Source organism: Sulfurimonas marina, assembly GCF_014905095.1.
Lineage (GTDB): Bacteria > Campylobacterota > Campylobacteria > Campylobacterales > Sulfurimonadaceae > Sulfurimonas > Sulfurimonas marina.
Genome location: NZ_CP041165.1, coordinates 1,393,072 through 1,410,595, shown reverse-complemented (window position 1 = coordinate 1,410,595; position 17,524 = coordinate 1,393,072). Strand labels below are relative to the sequence as shown.

Sequence of the window (17,524 nt, the reverse complement as noted above, 5' to 3'; positions counted from 1 at the left end):
AGAAGTTTATTTCTCAATCGGCTGAGGTGAAGGCTCACTAAAGAGGTAGCCTTGAGAGAACTCGATATCAAGTTCTTCAAGTTTTTCCTGAATCGATTGAGAATGTACAAACTCTGCGATAACAGGAATATTTGCATTTTTAGCAAAAAAGCTTATAGCTCTTGTTATCTCGTAACTTTTCGGATCGGTGTCAATATTTTTAATATATCGTGCATCTATTTTCAAGAAGTCTATATCCATATCTAAAATTCTTTCAAAGTTAGAATATTCTGAACCAAAATCATCTATGGCGATTTTAAATCCGCACTCTTTTAAACTTTTTAACTGATCTATATGGTTGATTTTTCCTGTTGCACTAATACCTTCTAAAACCTCCAAAACAATTCTATTTGGCTTGATATTGTAGTGTTTTACTTTTTCCAGAAGAAAAATTTTTAAGTAGTGTTGGTTTAAATCCTCTTCCGTAATATTTATAGAAAAGGTGTAGTCGTTTTGTGCCATCTCATAAAAACTTTTATCTATAATAGCTTTAGTGATCTCTAACAACAAGCCCGAGAGTTTTGCCGCTTCTAAAAAGGCGATAGGGGAGATAACTTTATCAAAGTCCTCAATTCTAGCAAGTACTTCAAATTTGATGATTTTTCCTGTTCTATTGTTTCTGATTCCCTGATAATATGGAACTATTCGATCCTCAAGAAGTGCAGAGTGTAAGAGTCTGTTTGATTCAAAGAAATTCTCTTTATTTTGATCATTTAGAGCAACATCATCTTTATGGTTGTATATAAAAAGGTTGTTCTTCCCGTTTTGTTTCGCTTTTTTCAAAGCTATTGCAGCATCACGTAAAACATTTTTATCAACATAAACACCGCCATAGGTAAAAGAGATGTTAAAGGTAAGATCTTTCACCATAATAGTAGAGCCGTAAAAATATTTTTGAATTTCGCTAACTACCTTTTTTATGTCAATATCTGTTTCGTATAACAGAGCAAACTCATCGGAATTAATTCTAAATGTATGGTGCTTGCCAAAATTGTTTTTTAAAACTTCTGCTACATCTTGTAAAATAGCATCACCAATCTCGTATCCGTAAGCGGTATTGATATAAGAGAAGTTATTGATATTGAGTAAAATCAATGTTACAGGATTTTTATAAGACTCTAACATATGCTCAAGTTTTGATTTGTTTTTCAATCCTGTCAAAGAATCAATAAATGCCATCTCTTCGATCTGTATTTTTGCCTGTTTAAGTTCTGTTAAATTTGTAAAAATTCCAAGATAGTTTTTTTTATGATGCGGTAACTCTAAAACACTAATGCTTAACCATTGAGTGATCTCTTTTCCTTCAGCATTAACATTTACGATCTCTCCTGCCCATTTCGAAGTCTCATTTAAACTTTTCCACATCTCATCGTAAAAATTTTTGGATTGTTTACGAGAGGATAAGAAACTTGGATTTTTTCCTATAATATCTCTTTCATCATATTTATAAATATCTTTAAAGGCTTGGTTTACTTCGATAATAGTATTGTGTTCATCGGTAATTACAATCCCTTCAGAAGCATTTTGTGTAGCTAACGAAAAGAGTTTTAGTTTTTGATCTTTTTTGATATTTTTTAGGACAATGCTAATAATCTTAGCACCAGTTTCTAATAATTTTTTATGAAAATTTGAAGGGGAACGCTGTTCAAAAGATGAAAGAGCAAACGTAGCAATAGGTTGAGCATTTTCATCTTTTACAGGCATGGACCAACAAGCACATAGGTTAAAATCGTGTGCGAGTTCTCTTAAGTCAAGCCATCTTTCATCTTCAAATGTATCTACGACATATTGTGCTTCATTTTGAAAGATTGCATTGCCGCAAGAACCGGCACCTTTTCCAGGCTTTAATTTTTCCAATGCTTTATGACCGGCTTCTGGTACGGAAGGAGCAGATAAAACACTAAGAGAATTGCTTTTTGGATCCAAAAGCATAATAGAAGCAACAGCATTAGGAAGAAGCTTTTCAGCCAATCGACATAAAGTGTTTAGTACAACGTCACTCTCTTCATTATCGGCAACCATGCCAAGAATATTACTTTGGATGCTAATAATCTTATCGTACTCTTTTTGTGTAATAGGGACTTCATCAAGTTCTAACAATTCTAAGTTTTTGCACGAGTTTTGTTCACTTGACATAAGATATACCTATCACCTTTTTGTGTTAATTGTAACATACAATTATATAAATTGGTACTCTTATGTTGCTTTTTTTTTGTTCAAGGGAAAATTTGATACTTTTAGTATTAAAAAAACTTATTTAGTATGTTTATAGATAAAACTGAAGACCTCGGCAATAGCTTTATACATTTCAGGTGGTACTTCGTGATCAAGTTCCACATTTGAAAGTAGTTCAATCAGGTTTTCATCCTGCTTTATCGGAATGTCATTCTCTTTTGCAATCTCTAGAATTTTTTGCGCAGTTTTCCCTTCACCTTTGGCTGTTACTCTTGGTGCTGAGTCTTTGGATGCATCGTATTTGAGTGCTGCTGCTTTTGTTTTCATACTTTTGCCTCAAAACCGAGATTTACCGCATCTATATCTGAAGCATATTGTGTCTGATTTGGGTCTAAAAATCGAATCTCTTTAATTAAGAGTCCAGTTGTGTTAAGCTGCTCTTTTAACTCTTTCATCTCCGATTGCAGAAGTTGTTTTAACTCCTGATTTTGTGTAGATATATTTACATTAAGGTACTTCTTCTCAAAAAGCCCCAGCCTTACACGCAATTCACCATATTTTTTAAGATTGAGCTCTATATCGCAAAAGAAAGCATTATTCTTATCTTTTTTAATAGTGAAATTACCATCCTCAAGAGCATTAAACTCATAAGGTATATACATGGCAGCGCCGTTTGAAAGGTGTGATACCAGTTGATAGTAGTCTATTTGCAGGGAAAGTTTATCTACAATATTAAGCAGTTGTGTTTTGTTTGGCAAAAGAGAACTTTCCAGCTCCTGTTTTGTTTTAAGGAGTGCGGCTTTAAAATCGTTTGAGAGAAGCTCCTGAATTTTGGCATCTTTAGGATTGAGATTTTTGAGTTTCGATTCTAAAAATATTCCCGAATTTTCCAGTTTTGCTTTGAGTACCTTATCATCTATATTTTTTATATCTGAGAGCATACTTTTAAGATGTTTTTCGATCGGAAGGTTTTGTTTCTCATTCTCTAAAGAGCCGAGGAGCTCTTTAATGGTAGTTTTTATATTTCCCAGCTCTTTGAGGGTAGGATTGTTTTTAAGTAGCTCCAAGAGTTTTTGGTTTTGAAGCTCATTGGTTGCAGACTCTTTAAAAATTGTATTTAAAATGGAGGAGAGATCTTTTGCTTTGCTTAGCAGTGCACTCTCACTTGGGGCGATATCTTTTAAAACTTGTGCCAAAGCTTTGTTTGTTGACGGTAGTACAATATTTTGCAGTTTATTTGAGTCTAATTTGATCATTGTTTAAAGTTTATTCTAAATTTACAAAAAATTCCCTTATAATTACAAAAATAAAACGTAAGGGTTGCTAATGAATAACAATATAGAAAAAGCTTTAGAGATTTGGCATAAGCGCTATGAGGATGAAGAGCATCAATATAGTGAATTTGAACCCTCTGATATAGAGTATTTTATAGGGTGTATGTTATATAACCATTTTAACTTTTCAAAAGCGGTTCCTACAATGAAGACAATTGATTTAAGTTACGATTTTCTCTCAACGTGTGGTGATGCAGAGTATGAAGAGGTAAAAAAGCTGATCGAAGATATTAAGTTCGAAAATGAAAAAGAAGCGGTAGATTTTTTACTCAAGTTTATCCAGGAATCACGCTCGAAATATACTCCGTCTGAATTATATCTGCTCAATAGACTGCTTAACCATGTAACTTTGCTCTTAGAGAGATATGAAAACGATCAAGAACCGAGTCAAGTAAATTTCCAGACTTTAAAATTTAAGTAGATGAAAAAATATCTTATCACTTCACCGGAGTTTTATACACAAGAGAGTGAAACTTTCGCTGAGAAACTAGAGGCACAGATACAAAAACATCAGCCCGATTTTTTACTTTATCGAGATAAAGAGAATGCAAACTATGCCGAGCTTGCAAAAACTTTTATAGCAGTTTGTAAAGAACATCAAGGTGTAAAGTGTTTTCTCCATCAAGACCCTCTTTTAGCACACCAATTAGATGCCGGGGGTGTACATCTAAATTCTACGCAGTTTGACAAGATTGCAAAAGCGAAAGAGTTGGGACTTGAAGTGATTGTAAGTACACATACGCATGATGAGGTGAACGAGGTTCAAAGCTTAGGGGCTGATTATGTCACTTACAGCCCGATCTTTCCATCTCCAAACAAAGGGATACCAAAAGGGATCGAAGATCTGAAGTTGATTGTAAAGAGTTTAAATATTAAGATCTTTGCATTGGGCGGCATTGTAGATAAGGTGCAGATAAAAGCTGTGGAAGATGCAAAAGCTTTTGGCTTCGCATCTATACGCTATTTTTTCTAAACTAGGCTAAAGAGAGTTCGCCTAGATAGCTGTGGATCGTATTTCCTTTTGCAAGCCAGTGTAAGATCCCTCCGCTTAAATTTTTCACATTTGTAAAGCCGAGTTTTTGCAGCTGATATGCAGCGAGTGCTCCGCGGGGACCTTTGAGACAGTATGTAACGATCTGGGCATCTTGTCCAAACTGTTTTGCAATTTTTTCAATTGCCATAAACTCCAGTTTTCCTCTTGGAATTGTAAGTACCGTATGAGCGTTAATATATCCTGAACTAAACTCTTCCGGCTCTCTTACATCGATAAGAATGATATCTTTTGAAATATCGTAAAGCTCTTCCACATCAATGTTTACTACATGTCGGGAAGCTTCTTCGATCACGGCTTTTAGGTGATCAGATAAAAATATCTCATCACACCTTTTTGCATATTCTTCAAGTTTAGTATTTAAGTTTCTCATTACGGCTCCTATAGTTGTTAAGTGGAGGTAGGATAGCACATTTTTTCTAAAACTCTTTTTGACTTCAATATTTTCCTCAGATATAATAAGAGATACACTAATATCTAATGGAGTTGTAAATGGGACACGAACTTTGGAGTTATTCGGCGATCATACTTTTCTTTGTTGTGATTGCAAAAATAGTGTCCCAAAAAACCTCTACGATTGATGTGATTTGGCTTATTATCTTTGGCTCGCTTGGAGTCAATTTAGGAATACTCCCCACACATAATGAGATCCTCGAAGCAATAGGGGACTGGGGGATCATATTTATTATGTTTGCCCTTGGTTTTGATGAGGATCTCAACCATTTTATAGAGGGACTCAAAAGAAGTTTCGGAATAGCGGTAATCGGTGCAATCTTTCCGTTTTTAGCAGGGTATTATACGGCCGGGTTATTTGGTTACGGGTTTAATACGCAGATGATCTGGGGACTGACTATGACAGCCACTGCTGTGAGCTTGACCATGGTTTCACTCCGAGAACAAGGATTACATAAAACTACCGCATCAACTGCTATTATGAGTGCGGCAGTTGTAGATGATATACTCTCCCTTATCGGGCTCTCTATTATGATACCGATCGCTGTAAGTACTACGGGTGAGAATGGTTCGATGATAGAGTTTAACGAACTTTCCATTATCATCGCAAAAGTGCTCGCTTTTTTTGCGATCATCAGTTTTATAGGGCTGGTACTTTTTCCTGATTCTATCACTAAAGAAAGAGATAAGAAATATAGTGCATTGTTTCATGTTATCGTAAAAGTGAGACAATATTTAGGTATTAGAAAACTACTTATGGCTTATAGCGGAAAGTTTACACCTTTGGTGATGATCTTTACCGCTTTTGTTTTTGGAGCACTAGCAGACAGGTTTGGGTTTCACCCTGCGATAGGGGCTTATTTTGCAGGGTTGTTTTTACGTGAAGAGTATTTTATGATCAAAGTGGATAATCAACTGCGTTCCCACAGGAAAGACAGTGAGTTTGTGATCAATCATCTTGCCTATACTATCTTTGGACCTATCTTTTTTGTAGAGCTCGGAAGTAAACTAATCCTTGATATGGAACTGCTAACCGAGGTTTTTCCTATAGTTTTTGTACTTTTTTTTGCGGTCTTTATACTTCAGGTTCTCTCGGCTGCTCTTGCCGCAAGGTTTACCGGAAAGTATGAATGGTATCAAAGTGTGATGATTGGTCTTGGGATGCTCGGACGAGCTGAACTTGCCTTTATCGTAATCGATATCGCTTATGTGGATGAGAAGATCATCGACATTGAACAGTTCGATATTTTAATCTTTACGATCTTTTTATTAAACATTGCAGTTCCACTTGCGATTAAGAGATGGGAACCTTACTATATGGGGACAAAGAGACTCGAACTCTTTGGTATAAAACTTTCCAAATAATTTAGTTTTTGAGTTGCCCTGCAAGATAACCGCTTGCAAAACTCCACTGGAGATTATAACCGCCGCAGGGACCGTCAAGGTTCATAATCTCACCACAAAAATACAACCCTTGAACTAGCTTGCTTTGCATAGTTTTTGGCTCTATCTGTTTGAGGCTGATCCCTCCACGTGTAATCATAGCCATTTTAAACCCGTCGTGTCCCGTAACCGTCATTGGTGTCCAGGCCAGAAGTTTTATGAGGTGATCCCGTTTTTGCCCCTCTATTTTATTGTATTTTAGATCGGGCTCAATTGTTGCAAGTTTACACAACTCTTCAGAGAGGGGCAGTGGCAGTAGGGTATGTACAAGCTCTACAATGGTTTTGTCAGGATCCTCTTGGGAGATTTTTTTGAGATGTTCACGAATCTGCTCCTCATTTTTTCCTTTTGTAAGGTTAAGGAGAATTGGAACTTCATCATACTTCTTAAGCAGCGGTGTTACCTCTCTGGCAAAATCAAGTACGACCGGACCGCGGATCCCCTCTTTAGTAAAGATAAGATCCCCTTTTGCCCGCAGTTTTTTGTGTTTTTTAATATCAACACGAAGTTCCACTTTAGGTATGGTGTCAGCTCGACAGTTTGCCTGCCACTTCTCTTTTGTTTTAAGAGGCATCATAGCTGGGGAGAGGTCTGTGACTTTATGTCCTAACTCTTCAACTAATATATAACCGTCTCCCTCAGCACCTAAAGCAGGATATCCCAGTCCTCCCGTTGCCAAGATCACATTGGCAGTTTTATAGATGGCATCTTGTGTTTTAATCCCTGAGATATGTTCTCCCTCAAGCAAAAGTCTTTCAACCCTTTGCTCACATTTGATCTCAACATCTAGACGTGTCAGTTCATTTTCAAAAGCATCGATGATTGTCTGGGATGAATGTGAGGTTGGAAATATTCTAAAGCCGTCAGGAGCATGGGTCTCAACCCCGATTCCTTTTAAAAATTCTACTAAATCATTATGATCAAAACCATTTAAAGCATCCTGCATAAAACGCCCATCTCGTCCGAAACGGGACATAAACTCTTCATTGGAAAGTGTATTTGTAAGGTTACAGCGACCTCCGCCTGTCGCTTTTAGTTTTGAGGCTATTTTTGAGAGTTTTTCAAGTACTAAGACTTTTTTCCCTTCCCGAGCTGCGACTACAGCCCCAATAAGTCCGGCTGCACCGCTACCAACTACTACCAAATCATACATATCATCATTCATAAGTTTATTTTACTATAATTCCACTTATGAAATGTACATATTACGGCGATAGAGAAAAATGTTATAAGTGTTACAGACCGAAGAGTTCCTGTATGTGTAAGTATTGTGAGAAGTTAGATACAGATACGAAGTTTGTAATACTTATGCACCCAAAAGAGTTTAAAAAAGTAAAAAACAATACGGGACACTTTACCCATCAGAGTTTGACAAACTCAGAACTTTTTGTGGGAATAGATTTTTCTAATAACAACCGTATAAACGAGATAATCGCTACTCATGAGAGCTATATTCTTTTTCCTTCAGAAGATGCGATCAATTTAAGTGAAACAAATCCGAAACATTCAGAGAAGCCGCTTGCTATATTTATAATAGATTCTACATGGGCATGTACAAAAAAGATCTTTACATTAAGCGAGAATCTTAAAAACCTGCAGCATATGAGTTTTACAACGACGAAAACTTCACAGTATGAGATTAAAATACAGCCGGATGAAGCATACCTCTCAACGATAGAATCAACACAGGTGGTTCTTGAAGCACTAAATGATTGGAAGATAGAAGAGTTTTCTAAAGAGAGTTTAGAGAGGTTTACAACTCCGTTTTTAAAGATGATTGAGTATCAAAAAGAGCTTATTGCTAATCCAAAAAGTCACGCCGTGCGATTTAAAAGATACACAAACAGCTAATTTAAAGATTATCAAATTTATATCACATTATAATATATATACTTAATAACATAAGAAAAAAAGGAAATATATGAAACTGGCTTCATTTTTAGGGAGTTTACTAGTTGCTTCATCTTTATTTGCTGGAGTTCATCATGCACATTGGGGATATATGGGGGAAGAGGATCCTACACACTGGGGTGATCTTGATCCGGAGTATGCAGAGTGTAAACTTGGCGGTTCTCAATCTCCGATCGATATTACTGCAGAAAATACGATCAAAACTGTTGGGTTAGAGCCTATTAAGTTTGACTATAAAACTTCTGCCGTTTCAGTTATTAACAACGGTCATACGGTTCAGGTAAATATAGCAGATGGAAGTACGATCGCAGTTGACGGTAAAGTGTTTGAGTTAAAACAGTTCCATTTCCATTCACCGAGTGAAAACCATATAGATGGAAAAGCTTTCCCTTTAGAAGCTCACTTTGTTCATGCTGCAAAAGATGGTTCTTTAGCAGTTGTTGCAGTAATGTTTAAAGATGGTAAGGATAATCCAATTATTAACAAAGTTTGGAAAAAAATGCCGCATAAAACGGGTGAAAAGGCAACTTGTAAACTTCCTGCTAAAATGATCAACGAGATGTTACCGGCAGATAAAACTTATTATAGATTTGACGGTTCTCTGACAACTCCTCCGTGTAGTGAGGGAGTAAGATGGTTTGTTATGAAACATTACTCTGAAGTTTCAGCTGAAGAGGTAAATGAGTTTATGGAGACTATGCATCATCCAAATAACAGACCTATCCAGCCTACAAACGCTAGAAAAGTTCTTCAATAATCTTCAAACAAATAATAGGGTTTTTCCCTGTTATTTAAAATAACATAAATAGTTATATAATATTTTAAAATATACTTAATTAATACAATTAATACTAATGTAACACTTTTTTGTTAAATTTCTTAAAATTTTTAATTAAAAGGGAAATTTAGGTATGAAAAAGTTTATACAATTATCTGCTATATGTGCTTTAGCTATAAATTTATCAGCGACTGATTTGGGGACAATTAAAGTTGAGTCTTCAACAATTGATGATAAGTTTGATACAAAAAAGACAGAGGTTTCTTCAACAGCTACAATCAATGGCGAGGTAGTGGATACATCTCATACAGAAAACTTACAACAATTATTACAGACAATACCTGGTATCACTACAGAAGTTTCTACAGGGGATTCAATAAAAATACATATAAGAGGTTTAGAAAACCAAATGTATATGGGAGAAAAACCGGGAGTAGCAGTCGTTATAGACGGTGTACCGGTATTTGAAAGAACTGGAAAAGTGAACATTGATCTTGATAACATCGAAAGTATTAAAGTGATCAAGGGTGGTGCTTCTTATCTATTTGGTGATGATGCACTTTCAGGTGCGGTAATAATTACTACGAAAAAAGGGGCAAAATACAATCATAATTACGGTGCTTTTGAAGTTGGAAGCTATGGTTATCAAAAAATGGTGGCAAGAACAGGGTATGCAAATGATAATTTGAGTTTTCATATTCAGGCAAGCCAAAGAAAGGCTGACGGTTACCATGAAGATTCAGATTATGAAGCGGATTATGTAAACGGTAAATTGCAATATTATATTGATGATACATCGGATATCACTTTAGGTGTAGAGTATTCACAAAGAAATAAAGATTCCCACGGTACTGTTGGAGGTGAAACTGAAGCTCAGACAAATCCGGAATCTATCTACACGGGTGATCAGGACAGTAGAGACTATACACGTAAATACGATGTTGAACTTTTAAAAACATTCTTAACATATTCAAAAGATTTTGACGGTGGAGCAAACCTTTTAGTAAACGGATACGTTTATACAGATACGACAAATTTTATTTCATCACCGCAAACAAAAGATTCTACAGGTGCATATGATGCTACTTTGGATGATGAAGATTATGTTTATGATAACCATTATGAACAGATTCAAAAAGGGATCAAAAGTGAATATAGAGATTCTTTTAAAGACTCAGCTGCATTACTAGGTTTGGACCTTCGTGCCAATGAATACAAAAATAGAGTGACTTATAGAGCTGCACAAGCTTTTAATACGAGAGATGAAAATGGTACAAAAATTACTATCCCAGACTATTTTCAACCAGGTGATTTTAAAAGTGACAATACAACTGATGAAAATGTATATGCCCTTTATGGTGAGTACAAGTATGCTTTAACGAAAGATTTAAGCGCTACTGCCAATCTACGTTACGATCATATTAAACTTGATTATACGGATTCAATGTCTAATAATCTTACTAAAAATTTCAATGTATACTCTTATAGACTAGGAATGAACTATCAAGTAGATCCCAAAACGACACTTTTTGTGAACTATTCGACAGGGTTCCGTGCACCGACAATTTCTCAACTTTTTGCAGGTGATGTAAGTACATGGGGATCGACACTAAATAATCCGGATTTAAAACCTGAAGAATCTTTTAACTATGAAATCGGTACTAGGATATTACTGAATAATGTAAAGTATGAAGCATCTGTTTTTCAGTTAGATAGAAAAGACTTTATTATGAAAACTTCAGGGAATTACGGTGACACTGATACAACTGATATGTGGGATAATATCGGTGGAGCAAGACACAGAGGTTTAGAACTTTCAGCAATAGGAGACCTTGCAAAATCATTAAAGTTTAACCTTGCATATACATATTTAGATGCTAAATATACAGATTATAAAAACTTTGGAATTACAATGGGTGCTGGTACATGGACCACTCCTGCTCCAGTTTATACTTATGATGTAACAGGTAATACTATCCCAAGAACATCAAAACATACTGTTAACCTTAGAATAGATTATCAAGCAACAAAAGAGTTGTCGTATATGGTTGAAGTAAACGGAAAATCTAGTTATTACGCAGACGATTTAAACCAATTAAAAATCGATGGCTACCAAACAATGAATTTAATGGCGACATACAATAAAAAAATAGCAATGTTTGATACAAGCTTTTTCTTTAGAGTAGATAACTTTTTTGATAAACAATACTATAACTCTGCAAGATCAAGCAGTGATCGTAATGAAGATGGTGTATTTGATAAAGAGGATCTTTCAATCACTGTAAATCAGGGAAGAACTTTAACTGCAGGTCTATCTGCTAAGTTTTAATAAATCAGGAGAACAAGAAGATGGTTGAATATGTACAAAGAGATAAGAATGATTTGTTGAAATATAAAATTACAGCATTTCTTTTTAAAAACCAGAGCTTTTTAATGGCTTTAAGAGTATTGATCGCAGTGGTGTTTTTTTATGCGATCTACTATGGATATGCCCATCCTGGAAAAGAAAATATTTTTACATCAGCAGTATTTTGGGGAGTGTTTTGGGCTTTATTTATGGTTGTAACGCTTCCTACTTTAGGTCGTGTATTTTGCGGTGTTTGCCCACACGGTTTTATAGGTAAGTATATAACAAAGTACGGTTTACAAAAGAAGATGCCAAAATGGATGCAAAATAGATATATAGGCATCGCTATTTTAATGATTGGTTGGTGGGGTGTGTACTATGCATATCCGGGATTATTTCGCAGTCCGCTTGGTACAGCTGTAATGTTTACTGTGATGACTCTGTTAGCTTTTGGACTCTATTTTGTTTATAGAGATATGAGTTATTGTAAATCTGTTTGTCCTATTGGAGTACTAAGCCGTGCGTATTCGAAGATGTCGTTTACTTGGATCGGAACATATAAAGATGAGTGTAGTTCTTGTAAAACTTTTGATTGTGCAAGTGTATGTGACCAGAATCTAAAACCTTTTACTTTTGACAAACGTAACTCTATGACCGATTGTACACTTTGTATGGATTGTACAAGTGCATGTGAAGCAGTGGCTTTTAAAGTAAAAAAACCTTCATTTTCACTTTTTGGCAAGTTCCAGAGTATGCCGGCTGAGATCTGGGCATACCTATTGATTTTGGCAGCTATTCCTATAACGATGTCTTTTCATCATGGGATCAACAGATCAAATGCAGCAGATGATATGATCTGGAGTAAAACGGCACACTTTTTTGAACAATATATCAATTTCGGTTCTATGGATGCAGTTGGGTTATTCTCATTTGTCTATGCCGTTGTATTTTCAGTAGCAGCAGCACTTATTGGGATGTTCATTGCCTCAAAAGTGTTACAAAAAGATTTTAAAACAACATTTTACGATCTCGGATACTCTTATGCTCCGCTGTTTATTATCGGTTCAATTGCACATACCCTAGAGAGTTTTTTCACTCGCGGTTCTGCAAAAATTGCCGAAGGATTTGCTCAGGGGTTAGGAATAACTTTAGATGTTGCACCATTAGCAAGCCGAGGTGACAGTTGGCTACATATTTTTGGAGCACTGAAGTGGATTGCGATTGTTTGGGCATTAGTAATTTTATATAAAAGATTGGCCAAAATTGATGCAACTAAAATGAAAAAGATGGTAGCATTCCCTTTTGCAGCATCATTGATCATATTTTTTCTTTCTGTAAATATTTACAGAGGATATGTGTTCAAAACTTACGGAGTTGCTAAACACTCTCATCATGCAATGCAACACAAAACAGTAAACAGTAAAGGGTAGGGCCACATAGCAAATGTTTGAAAGATTTTTAAAGTTTTTTCTAGATAACTACAAAATGAATTACACTTTATTTTTTCTAATCTTTGCTTTGGGTATCTTTGCCTATACGAAAATTCCAAAAGAGATAGCACCAACTATTGAACCTGAGACATTAACGATCCACGGAGTTTATCAAGGGGCTTCCGTTGATGCACTTAACAACATGGCAGTCTCGGAAATTGAAGCGGAGATCAATAATGTCGTAGGTGTGAGCAACATCACCTCTATCATCTCCCCGGGACAGTTTGTAATCACGTTAGAACTAGAAGAGGGCATTCACAAACAGGATGTGCAAAAAGATGTAGAAGATACGATCGCAACAATTGAGAGTACACTTCCAAGTGATATGGAACTGCCAACTGTTCGAAGTATGATCCATTCAAAGAGTTTGATGCATATTGCCATCTTATCTTCTGAACTCTCCCGTGATGAGCTCAAAGCACTTGCTAAAAATCTTAAAATAAAGCTCTTAAATATTCAAAATATCTCCGAGGTGAGGATATTTGGAGATTCAGATCTTTATTATGAGATACTTATAGATGAAAACAAACTCGGTGCATACGGTCTTGGACTTGAGGATGTTGTAAAAGCTTTTTCGGAACTCTCATATATCTTTCCGCTCGGTAAGATCGATAATGCAAAAGAGCAGTTCTACCTTTCAATAAAAAATCAGGAACAAGTAGCGCATGATCTTGAAAAAACGATTATTAGTATCGGTGATAAACAGGTAAATATCAGCGATATCGCCACAATCTCAAAAAAGTATGAAGATGCCTCAACACTTGCAAGTATGGATGCACAAAACTCTATCTCTTTAGCAGTATCTCAAAATCCTATCGGCGATGCACTGACAATCTCTAACGAGATCAAAAAGCTGATCGACACTACCCATTTAAAAGGGGCTGAGATAGAGATCAGAATGGATCGTTCTGTTGTTATAAAAGACAGGCTGAACATTGTTATCTCTAACATCCTTTTTGGAATTTTGTTGATAATGTTAATGATCTCAGTACTTATAAATATCCGTATCGCTTTTATTATCGCTTTGGGGATACCTACTTCATTTGTGATCGGAGCAATTTATTTTTACTTTACACCCTACAGCATTAATGTCAATTCGCTTATCGGGGTTTTAATAGCAATCGGTATCATCGTTGATGATGCGATCGTGGTGAGTGAAAATATCCAGCAGTATATAGAGAAAGGGTATAGTGTAAAAGAAGCGGCACTTCTTGGAACAAAAGAGATGGCAAAGCCGGTAACTATTGCATCGCTTACGACGTTGTTCTCTTTTATTCCACTGCTGATGCTCAGCGGGAGAATAGGGGAGATTATTCAGCTGATTCCGATCGCATTCTCAGCCCTTGTGATTGCCTCTTTGATCGAGTCTTTTGTGTTTCTTCCAATCCACGCTTCTCATACACTTTCAAAAGATGTTAAAACTTTATCGTGGGAGAGGGTACAACACTTTTATCAAAAATGTTTGGAGTTTCTTCTTGTCTATCAAAAAACATTTATAACGGTATTTCTTATTGTCGTACCGCTTTTGATTTTTGCAGGGGTGAAAAACTCAAGGTTTCAGATGTTTCAGCCTTTTGATACCTCTTTGGTAAACATTACATTTAAAGCGCAACCTACTACGACACTTGAAGAATCCTTGGCAATAGTCCAAGAGTTAGAAAGAGATATACTAACCCAAAAAGAGAGATTTTTTGTAAAGCATGTCAGTTCAACGGCAGGGTATAGAAGAAGTGCAACCGGTGATCGTGAGATGTACCCTTATGTTGGATATCTGACGTTGGAGCTTTATAAACTCAAACCTTTAAACTTTATGGATAAGTATATTACCCCTTATTTGAGTTTTTACTACGACAGTAGTGAGAGAATTAGGGATAAATCATCACAGGAGATCTCACGTGAACTGCGTCAATGGCTTGTGGCAGAGGGGCTAGAGAAGAAATACCATCTAAGCAGTTTAACGGTTATTGAAAAGCAGATGGATCATGTTAAAGCAGATATCCGTATAGGTGTTGTAAGTGACGATCATCAAAAAGCACTCGCAGCAGTCAGAGAACTTGAAGATGCCCTCTCAAAAATAGATGGGATTAAGTATTACGGTGATAATGTTAAAGTTGGTATAGATGAGATTAAACTCCACCTTAACAGCTATGCACGTGAACTTGGAATTACGAAAAAATATCTTGGAGATTATATAGCGAATCTCTACCTTTCAAAAAAGATAGGGACAATTTTTGACGGTAAAGAGCTGCTGGATTTAAAGATCAAGTCTATTAACTACAAAAACGATCTGCAAAAGTTCAAAGACCTTGAAATATATGTACAAGATAGATATATCAAGCTCAGCGATCTGTGTAGTTTTGAAAAAGTGGAATCGTTAGAACAGCTTGTAAAAGAGGATGGAGAGACAAACTTCTATGTATTTGCCAATGTGAACCCTTCTATAGTAACATCTTCGGAAGTATTGGAAAAAATAGCACCGACATTGCAGAAACTTCAAAATACAGATGGTGTATCGTTGCGTTTTAAAGGGGAACAGGAACAACAGGCAACCCTTAAAACGGAACTAGTCTTTGCCTCACTTTTTGCCGTCGTATTGATATTTATCTCGATTCTGTATCTTTTTAACTCTTTTAGAGATACGTTGATCGTACTCTCTGTTATACCGTTTTCATTCCTGGGTGTATATGCGGGGCATTACATTATGGGGCTCAATATTTCACTGCCGTCATTGATCGGAGCATTGGGACTCTCAGGTGTTATTGTAAATGACGGGATCATTATGATGGCTACTTTGATTAAAGCTCATAAAAAAGAGGATATCTTTACACTCGCAGCAACAAGGTTCCGTCCGATCGTACTTACATCGGTGACAACACTGGTGGGATTGTCATCACTTATGTTTTTTGCAACGGCACAAGCGGTAGCATTTCAGCCTTTAGCTGTAAGTTTGGGATTTGGTTTATTATGGGGGACTATACTCAATCTTTTTTATCTGCCGGTTCTTTTTAATTATGTAAGCGGAGGAAAGTATGAATAGATATATCTCCTCGTTTGCAATGACTATCGTTATATATACATCTTTGGTTGCTTCTATAATATATATGGCAGAAAAACAGTATGAAGCCTCAGAATCAAAAGAGAGCATTGATAATACAAAAATAGTTGTTGTCTCCCTTATGAGAGAACATCCGTGTACCGAGCAAAAACAGCTAAAAAAGGTTGAAAAAAAGCCTAAAAAAGAAGTTCAAAAAAAAGTAGTAAAAAAGGAAAAGCTAAAACCAAAAGTAGAGCAAAAAGCGGTAGTTGAAAAGATTGTACAAAAAGAGGTTGTAAAAGAGAAAATTATTGAAAAAGAGGTAATTATTGAAGAGATAGTTGCCGAAGTTGAAGAAGAGGTTGTAGAACAGCAGGTTGAAGATATAAAAGCACAAGAGGAAGAAGAGCTTCGGGAACAAAAGCTTCAAGAGATGCTTGCAGCAAAACAAAAAGAATTGGACTCTTTTACACTACAGCTGGTTCAAAAAATAAATGAAAATAAACGTTATCCTCTCTCAGCAAGAAGACGCGGTGTTGAAGGTGATGTAGATGTGAAGTTTATTGTCTTGGCAGACGGCGGTGTTTCTGCAATTAAAGTGATTGCAGGAAAAAGTATTTTTAAAAAGGCAACTATTCAAGCGATCGAAGAGAGTTTTCCACTCAATGTAGAAAAGTCGTTGATAGACTTTCCTAAAGAGTTCAATATTAAACTTGCATATACGCTCAAATAATGTTTATTTGTCAAACAAGTGCTTCTAGAGACTTAAGATGTAAAGAAAAGTCTTTATTTGTTAAACATCACAGAGCCGAGGCGTACCATATTTGAACCACATTCAATTGCAAGTTCAAAATCACCGCTCATCCCCATTGAACAGATTTTAGCGTCCGGAATTTGTTTGAAAATTTCGTGAGTTGTTTCAAAACTTTTCTTGATAACTGCTTTGTCGTTAGTATGTGCACCAATACTCATTACACCTTTTAGGTGGATATTTGGACATTCTGTTTCGATTTGTTTATAGATAGCTAGAGCATCTTCAGGCATTACACCGTGTTTAGAATCCTCTTTTGCAGAGTTTATCTGCAGTAGACAATCCATAGTTGTTTCTTTAGCTGCAAGCTTTTTATTCAGCTCTATTGCCAGCTCTAGTGAATCAAGCCCTTGAAATAATGAAGGTGCTAGATCGATGAGGTTATTGATCTTGTTTTTTTGCAGGTTCCCTATGAAGTGCCACTCTAAAGGCAGTTCTTCAAGCTCTGTAGTTTTTACTTTTAAGTCTTGTACTTTGTTTTCCCCAAATGCACGCTGTCCAATCTCGTAAAGTTTTTCTATCTCATCACTTGTAGAGTATTTACTTACTGCTACGATCTTTACAATATGATGGTCATCCACTTTAAGACGTGCTGTTTCAACACGTCTGATCACATTGTCTATATAAATTTTGTATTCTGTTTGGTCCATATATATCC

At 36.0% G+C, this 17,524-nt stretch carries 15 protein-coding genes; 9 read left to right on the top strand and 6 right to left on the bottom strand.

The window, feature by feature from the left end; all coding sequences use genetic code 11:
• Positions 1-6: 6 nt before the first annotated feature.
• From FJR03_RS07205 to fliK, 3 genes are all read right to left on the bottom strand, one after another.
• Positions 7-2,175, bottom strand: a complete 2,169-nt coding sequence (locus FJR03_RS07205; protein ID WP_193112854.1) for a sensor domain-containing diguanylate cyclase — start codon at positions 2,173-2,175, stop codon at positions 7-9.
• 117 nt (positions 2,176-2,292) lie between these two features.
• The gene (locus tag FJR03_RS07200; protein WP_193112853.1) at positions 2,293-2,541 is read right to left on the bottom strand and encodes an EscU/YscU/HrcU family type III secretion system export apparatus switch protein; all 249 of its coding nucleotides are present in this window, start codon (positions 2,539-2,541) and stop codon (positions 2,293-2,295) included.
• Positions 2,538-3,470, bottom strand: coding sequence for a flagellar hook-length control protein FliK (gene fliK / locus FJR03_RS07195; RefSeq protein WP_193112852.1), 933 nt, complete (start codon positions 3,468-3,470; stop codon positions 2,538-2,540). Before fliK ends, FJR03_RS07200 begins: the two co-directional genes overlap by 4 nt.
• Positions 3,471-3,540: 70 nt before the next feature.
• Here fliK and FJR03_RS07190 point away from each other — a divergent pair, with 70 nt between their 5' ends.
• Together FJR03_RS07190 and FJR03_RS07185 are read left to right on the top strand one after the other, a co-directional pair.
• On the top strand, positions 3,541-3,969 hold the full coding sequence (locus FJR03_RS07190) for a hypothetical protein (protein WP_193112851.1): 429 nt from the start codon (positions 3,541-3,543) through the stop codon (positions 3,967-3,969).
• Entirely contained in the window at positions 3,970-4,521 is a 552-nt protein-coding gene (locus FJR03_RS07185; protein ID WP_193112850.1) for a thiamine phosphate synthase, read from the top strand.
• Between the two features lies 1 nt (position 4,522).
• On the opposite strand, the gene FJR03_RS07180 is transcribed toward FJR03_RS07185, so the two are convergent.
• Positions 4,523-4,972 carry a rhodanese-like domain-containing protein gene (locus tag FJR03_RS07180; protein WP_193112849.1) on the bottom strand — a complete coding sequence of 150 codons (450 nt, stop codon included), beginning with the start codon at positions 4,970-4,972 and terminating at the stop codon, positions 4,523-4,525.
• A 119-nt stretch (positions 4,973-5,091) separates the two neighbouring features.
• Between FJR03_RS07180 and FJR03_RS07175 the strand changes: the two genes are divergently transcribed.
• Positions 5,092-6,417 carry a cation:proton antiporter gene (locus FJR03_RS07175; RefSeq protein WP_193112848.1) on the top strand — a complete coding sequence of 442 codons (1,326 nt, stop codon included), beginning with the start codon at positions 5,092-5,094 and terminating at the stop codon, positions 6,415-6,417.
• Between the two features lies 1 nt (position 6,418).
• On the opposite strand, the gene FJR03_RS07170 is transcribed toward FJR03_RS07175, so the two are convergent.
• Positions 6,419-7,660 (bottom strand): BaiN/RdsA family NAD(P)/FAD-dependent oxidoreductase, encoded by a 1,242-nt coding sequence (locus FJR03_RS07170; RefSeq protein WP_193112847.1) that lies wholly within the window; start codon positions 7,658-7,660, stop codon positions 6,419-6,421.
• A 26-nt stretch (positions 7,661-7,686) separates the two neighbouring features.
• On the opposite strand from FJR03_RS07170, the gene FJR03_RS07165 reads away from it, so the two are divergent.
• The 6 genes from FJR03_RS07165 (at position 7,687) to FJR03_RS07140 (ending at position 16,788) form a co-directional block, all read left to right on the top strand.
• Positions 7,687-8,346, top strand: coding sequence for a tRNA-uridine aminocarboxypropyltransferase (locus FJR03_RS07165; protein ID WP_193112846.1), 660 nt, complete (start codon positions 7,687-7,689; stop codon positions 8,344-8,346).
• A gap of 70 nt (positions 8,347-8,416) precedes the next feature.
• The gene (locus FJR03_RS07160; RefSeq protein WP_193112845.1) at positions 8,417-9,163 is read left to right on the top strand and encodes a carbonic anhydrase; all 747 of its coding nucleotides are present in this window, start codon (positions 8,417-8,419) and stop codon (positions 9,161-9,163) included.
• A gap of 154 nt (positions 9,164-9,317) precedes the next feature.
• Complete coding sequence (locus tag FJR03_RS07155) at positions 9,318-11,513, top strand: TonB-dependent receptor (RefSeq protein WP_193112844.1); 2,196 nt, start codon at positions 9,318-9,320, stop codon at positions 11,511-11,513.
• A gap of 20 nt (positions 11,514-11,533) precedes the next feature.
• A complete protein-coding gene (locus tag FJR03_RS07150; RefSeq protein ID WP_193112843.1) occupies positions 11,534-12,961 on the top strand; it encodes a 4Fe-4S binding protein in 1,428 nt (475 codons plus the stop codon).
• Between the two features lie 13 nt (positions 12,962-12,974).
• The gene (locus tag FJR03_RS07145; protein WP_193112842.1) at positions 12,975-16,058 is read left to right on the top strand and encodes an efflux RND transporter permease subunit; all 3,084 of its coding nucleotides are present in this window, start codon (positions 12,975-12,977) and stop codon (positions 16,056-16,058) included.
• A complete protein-coding gene (locus FJR03_RS07140; RefSeq protein WP_193112841.1) occupies positions 16,051-16,788 on the top strand; it encodes an energy transducer TonB in 738 nt (245 codons plus the stop codon). Before FJR03_RS07145 ends, FJR03_RS07140 begins: the two co-directional genes overlap by 8 nt.
• 53 nt (positions 16,789-16,841) lie before the next feature.
• Here the strand turns inward: FJR03_RS07140 and FJR03_RS07135 are convergent, their stop codons facing one another.
• Positions 16,842-17,516, bottom strand: coding sequence for a YggS family pyridoxal phosphate-dependent enzyme (locus tag FJR03_RS07135; protein WP_193112840.1), 675 nt, complete (start codon positions 17,514-17,516; stop codon positions 16,842-16,844).
• Positions 17,517-17,524 lie beyond the last annotated feature (8 nt).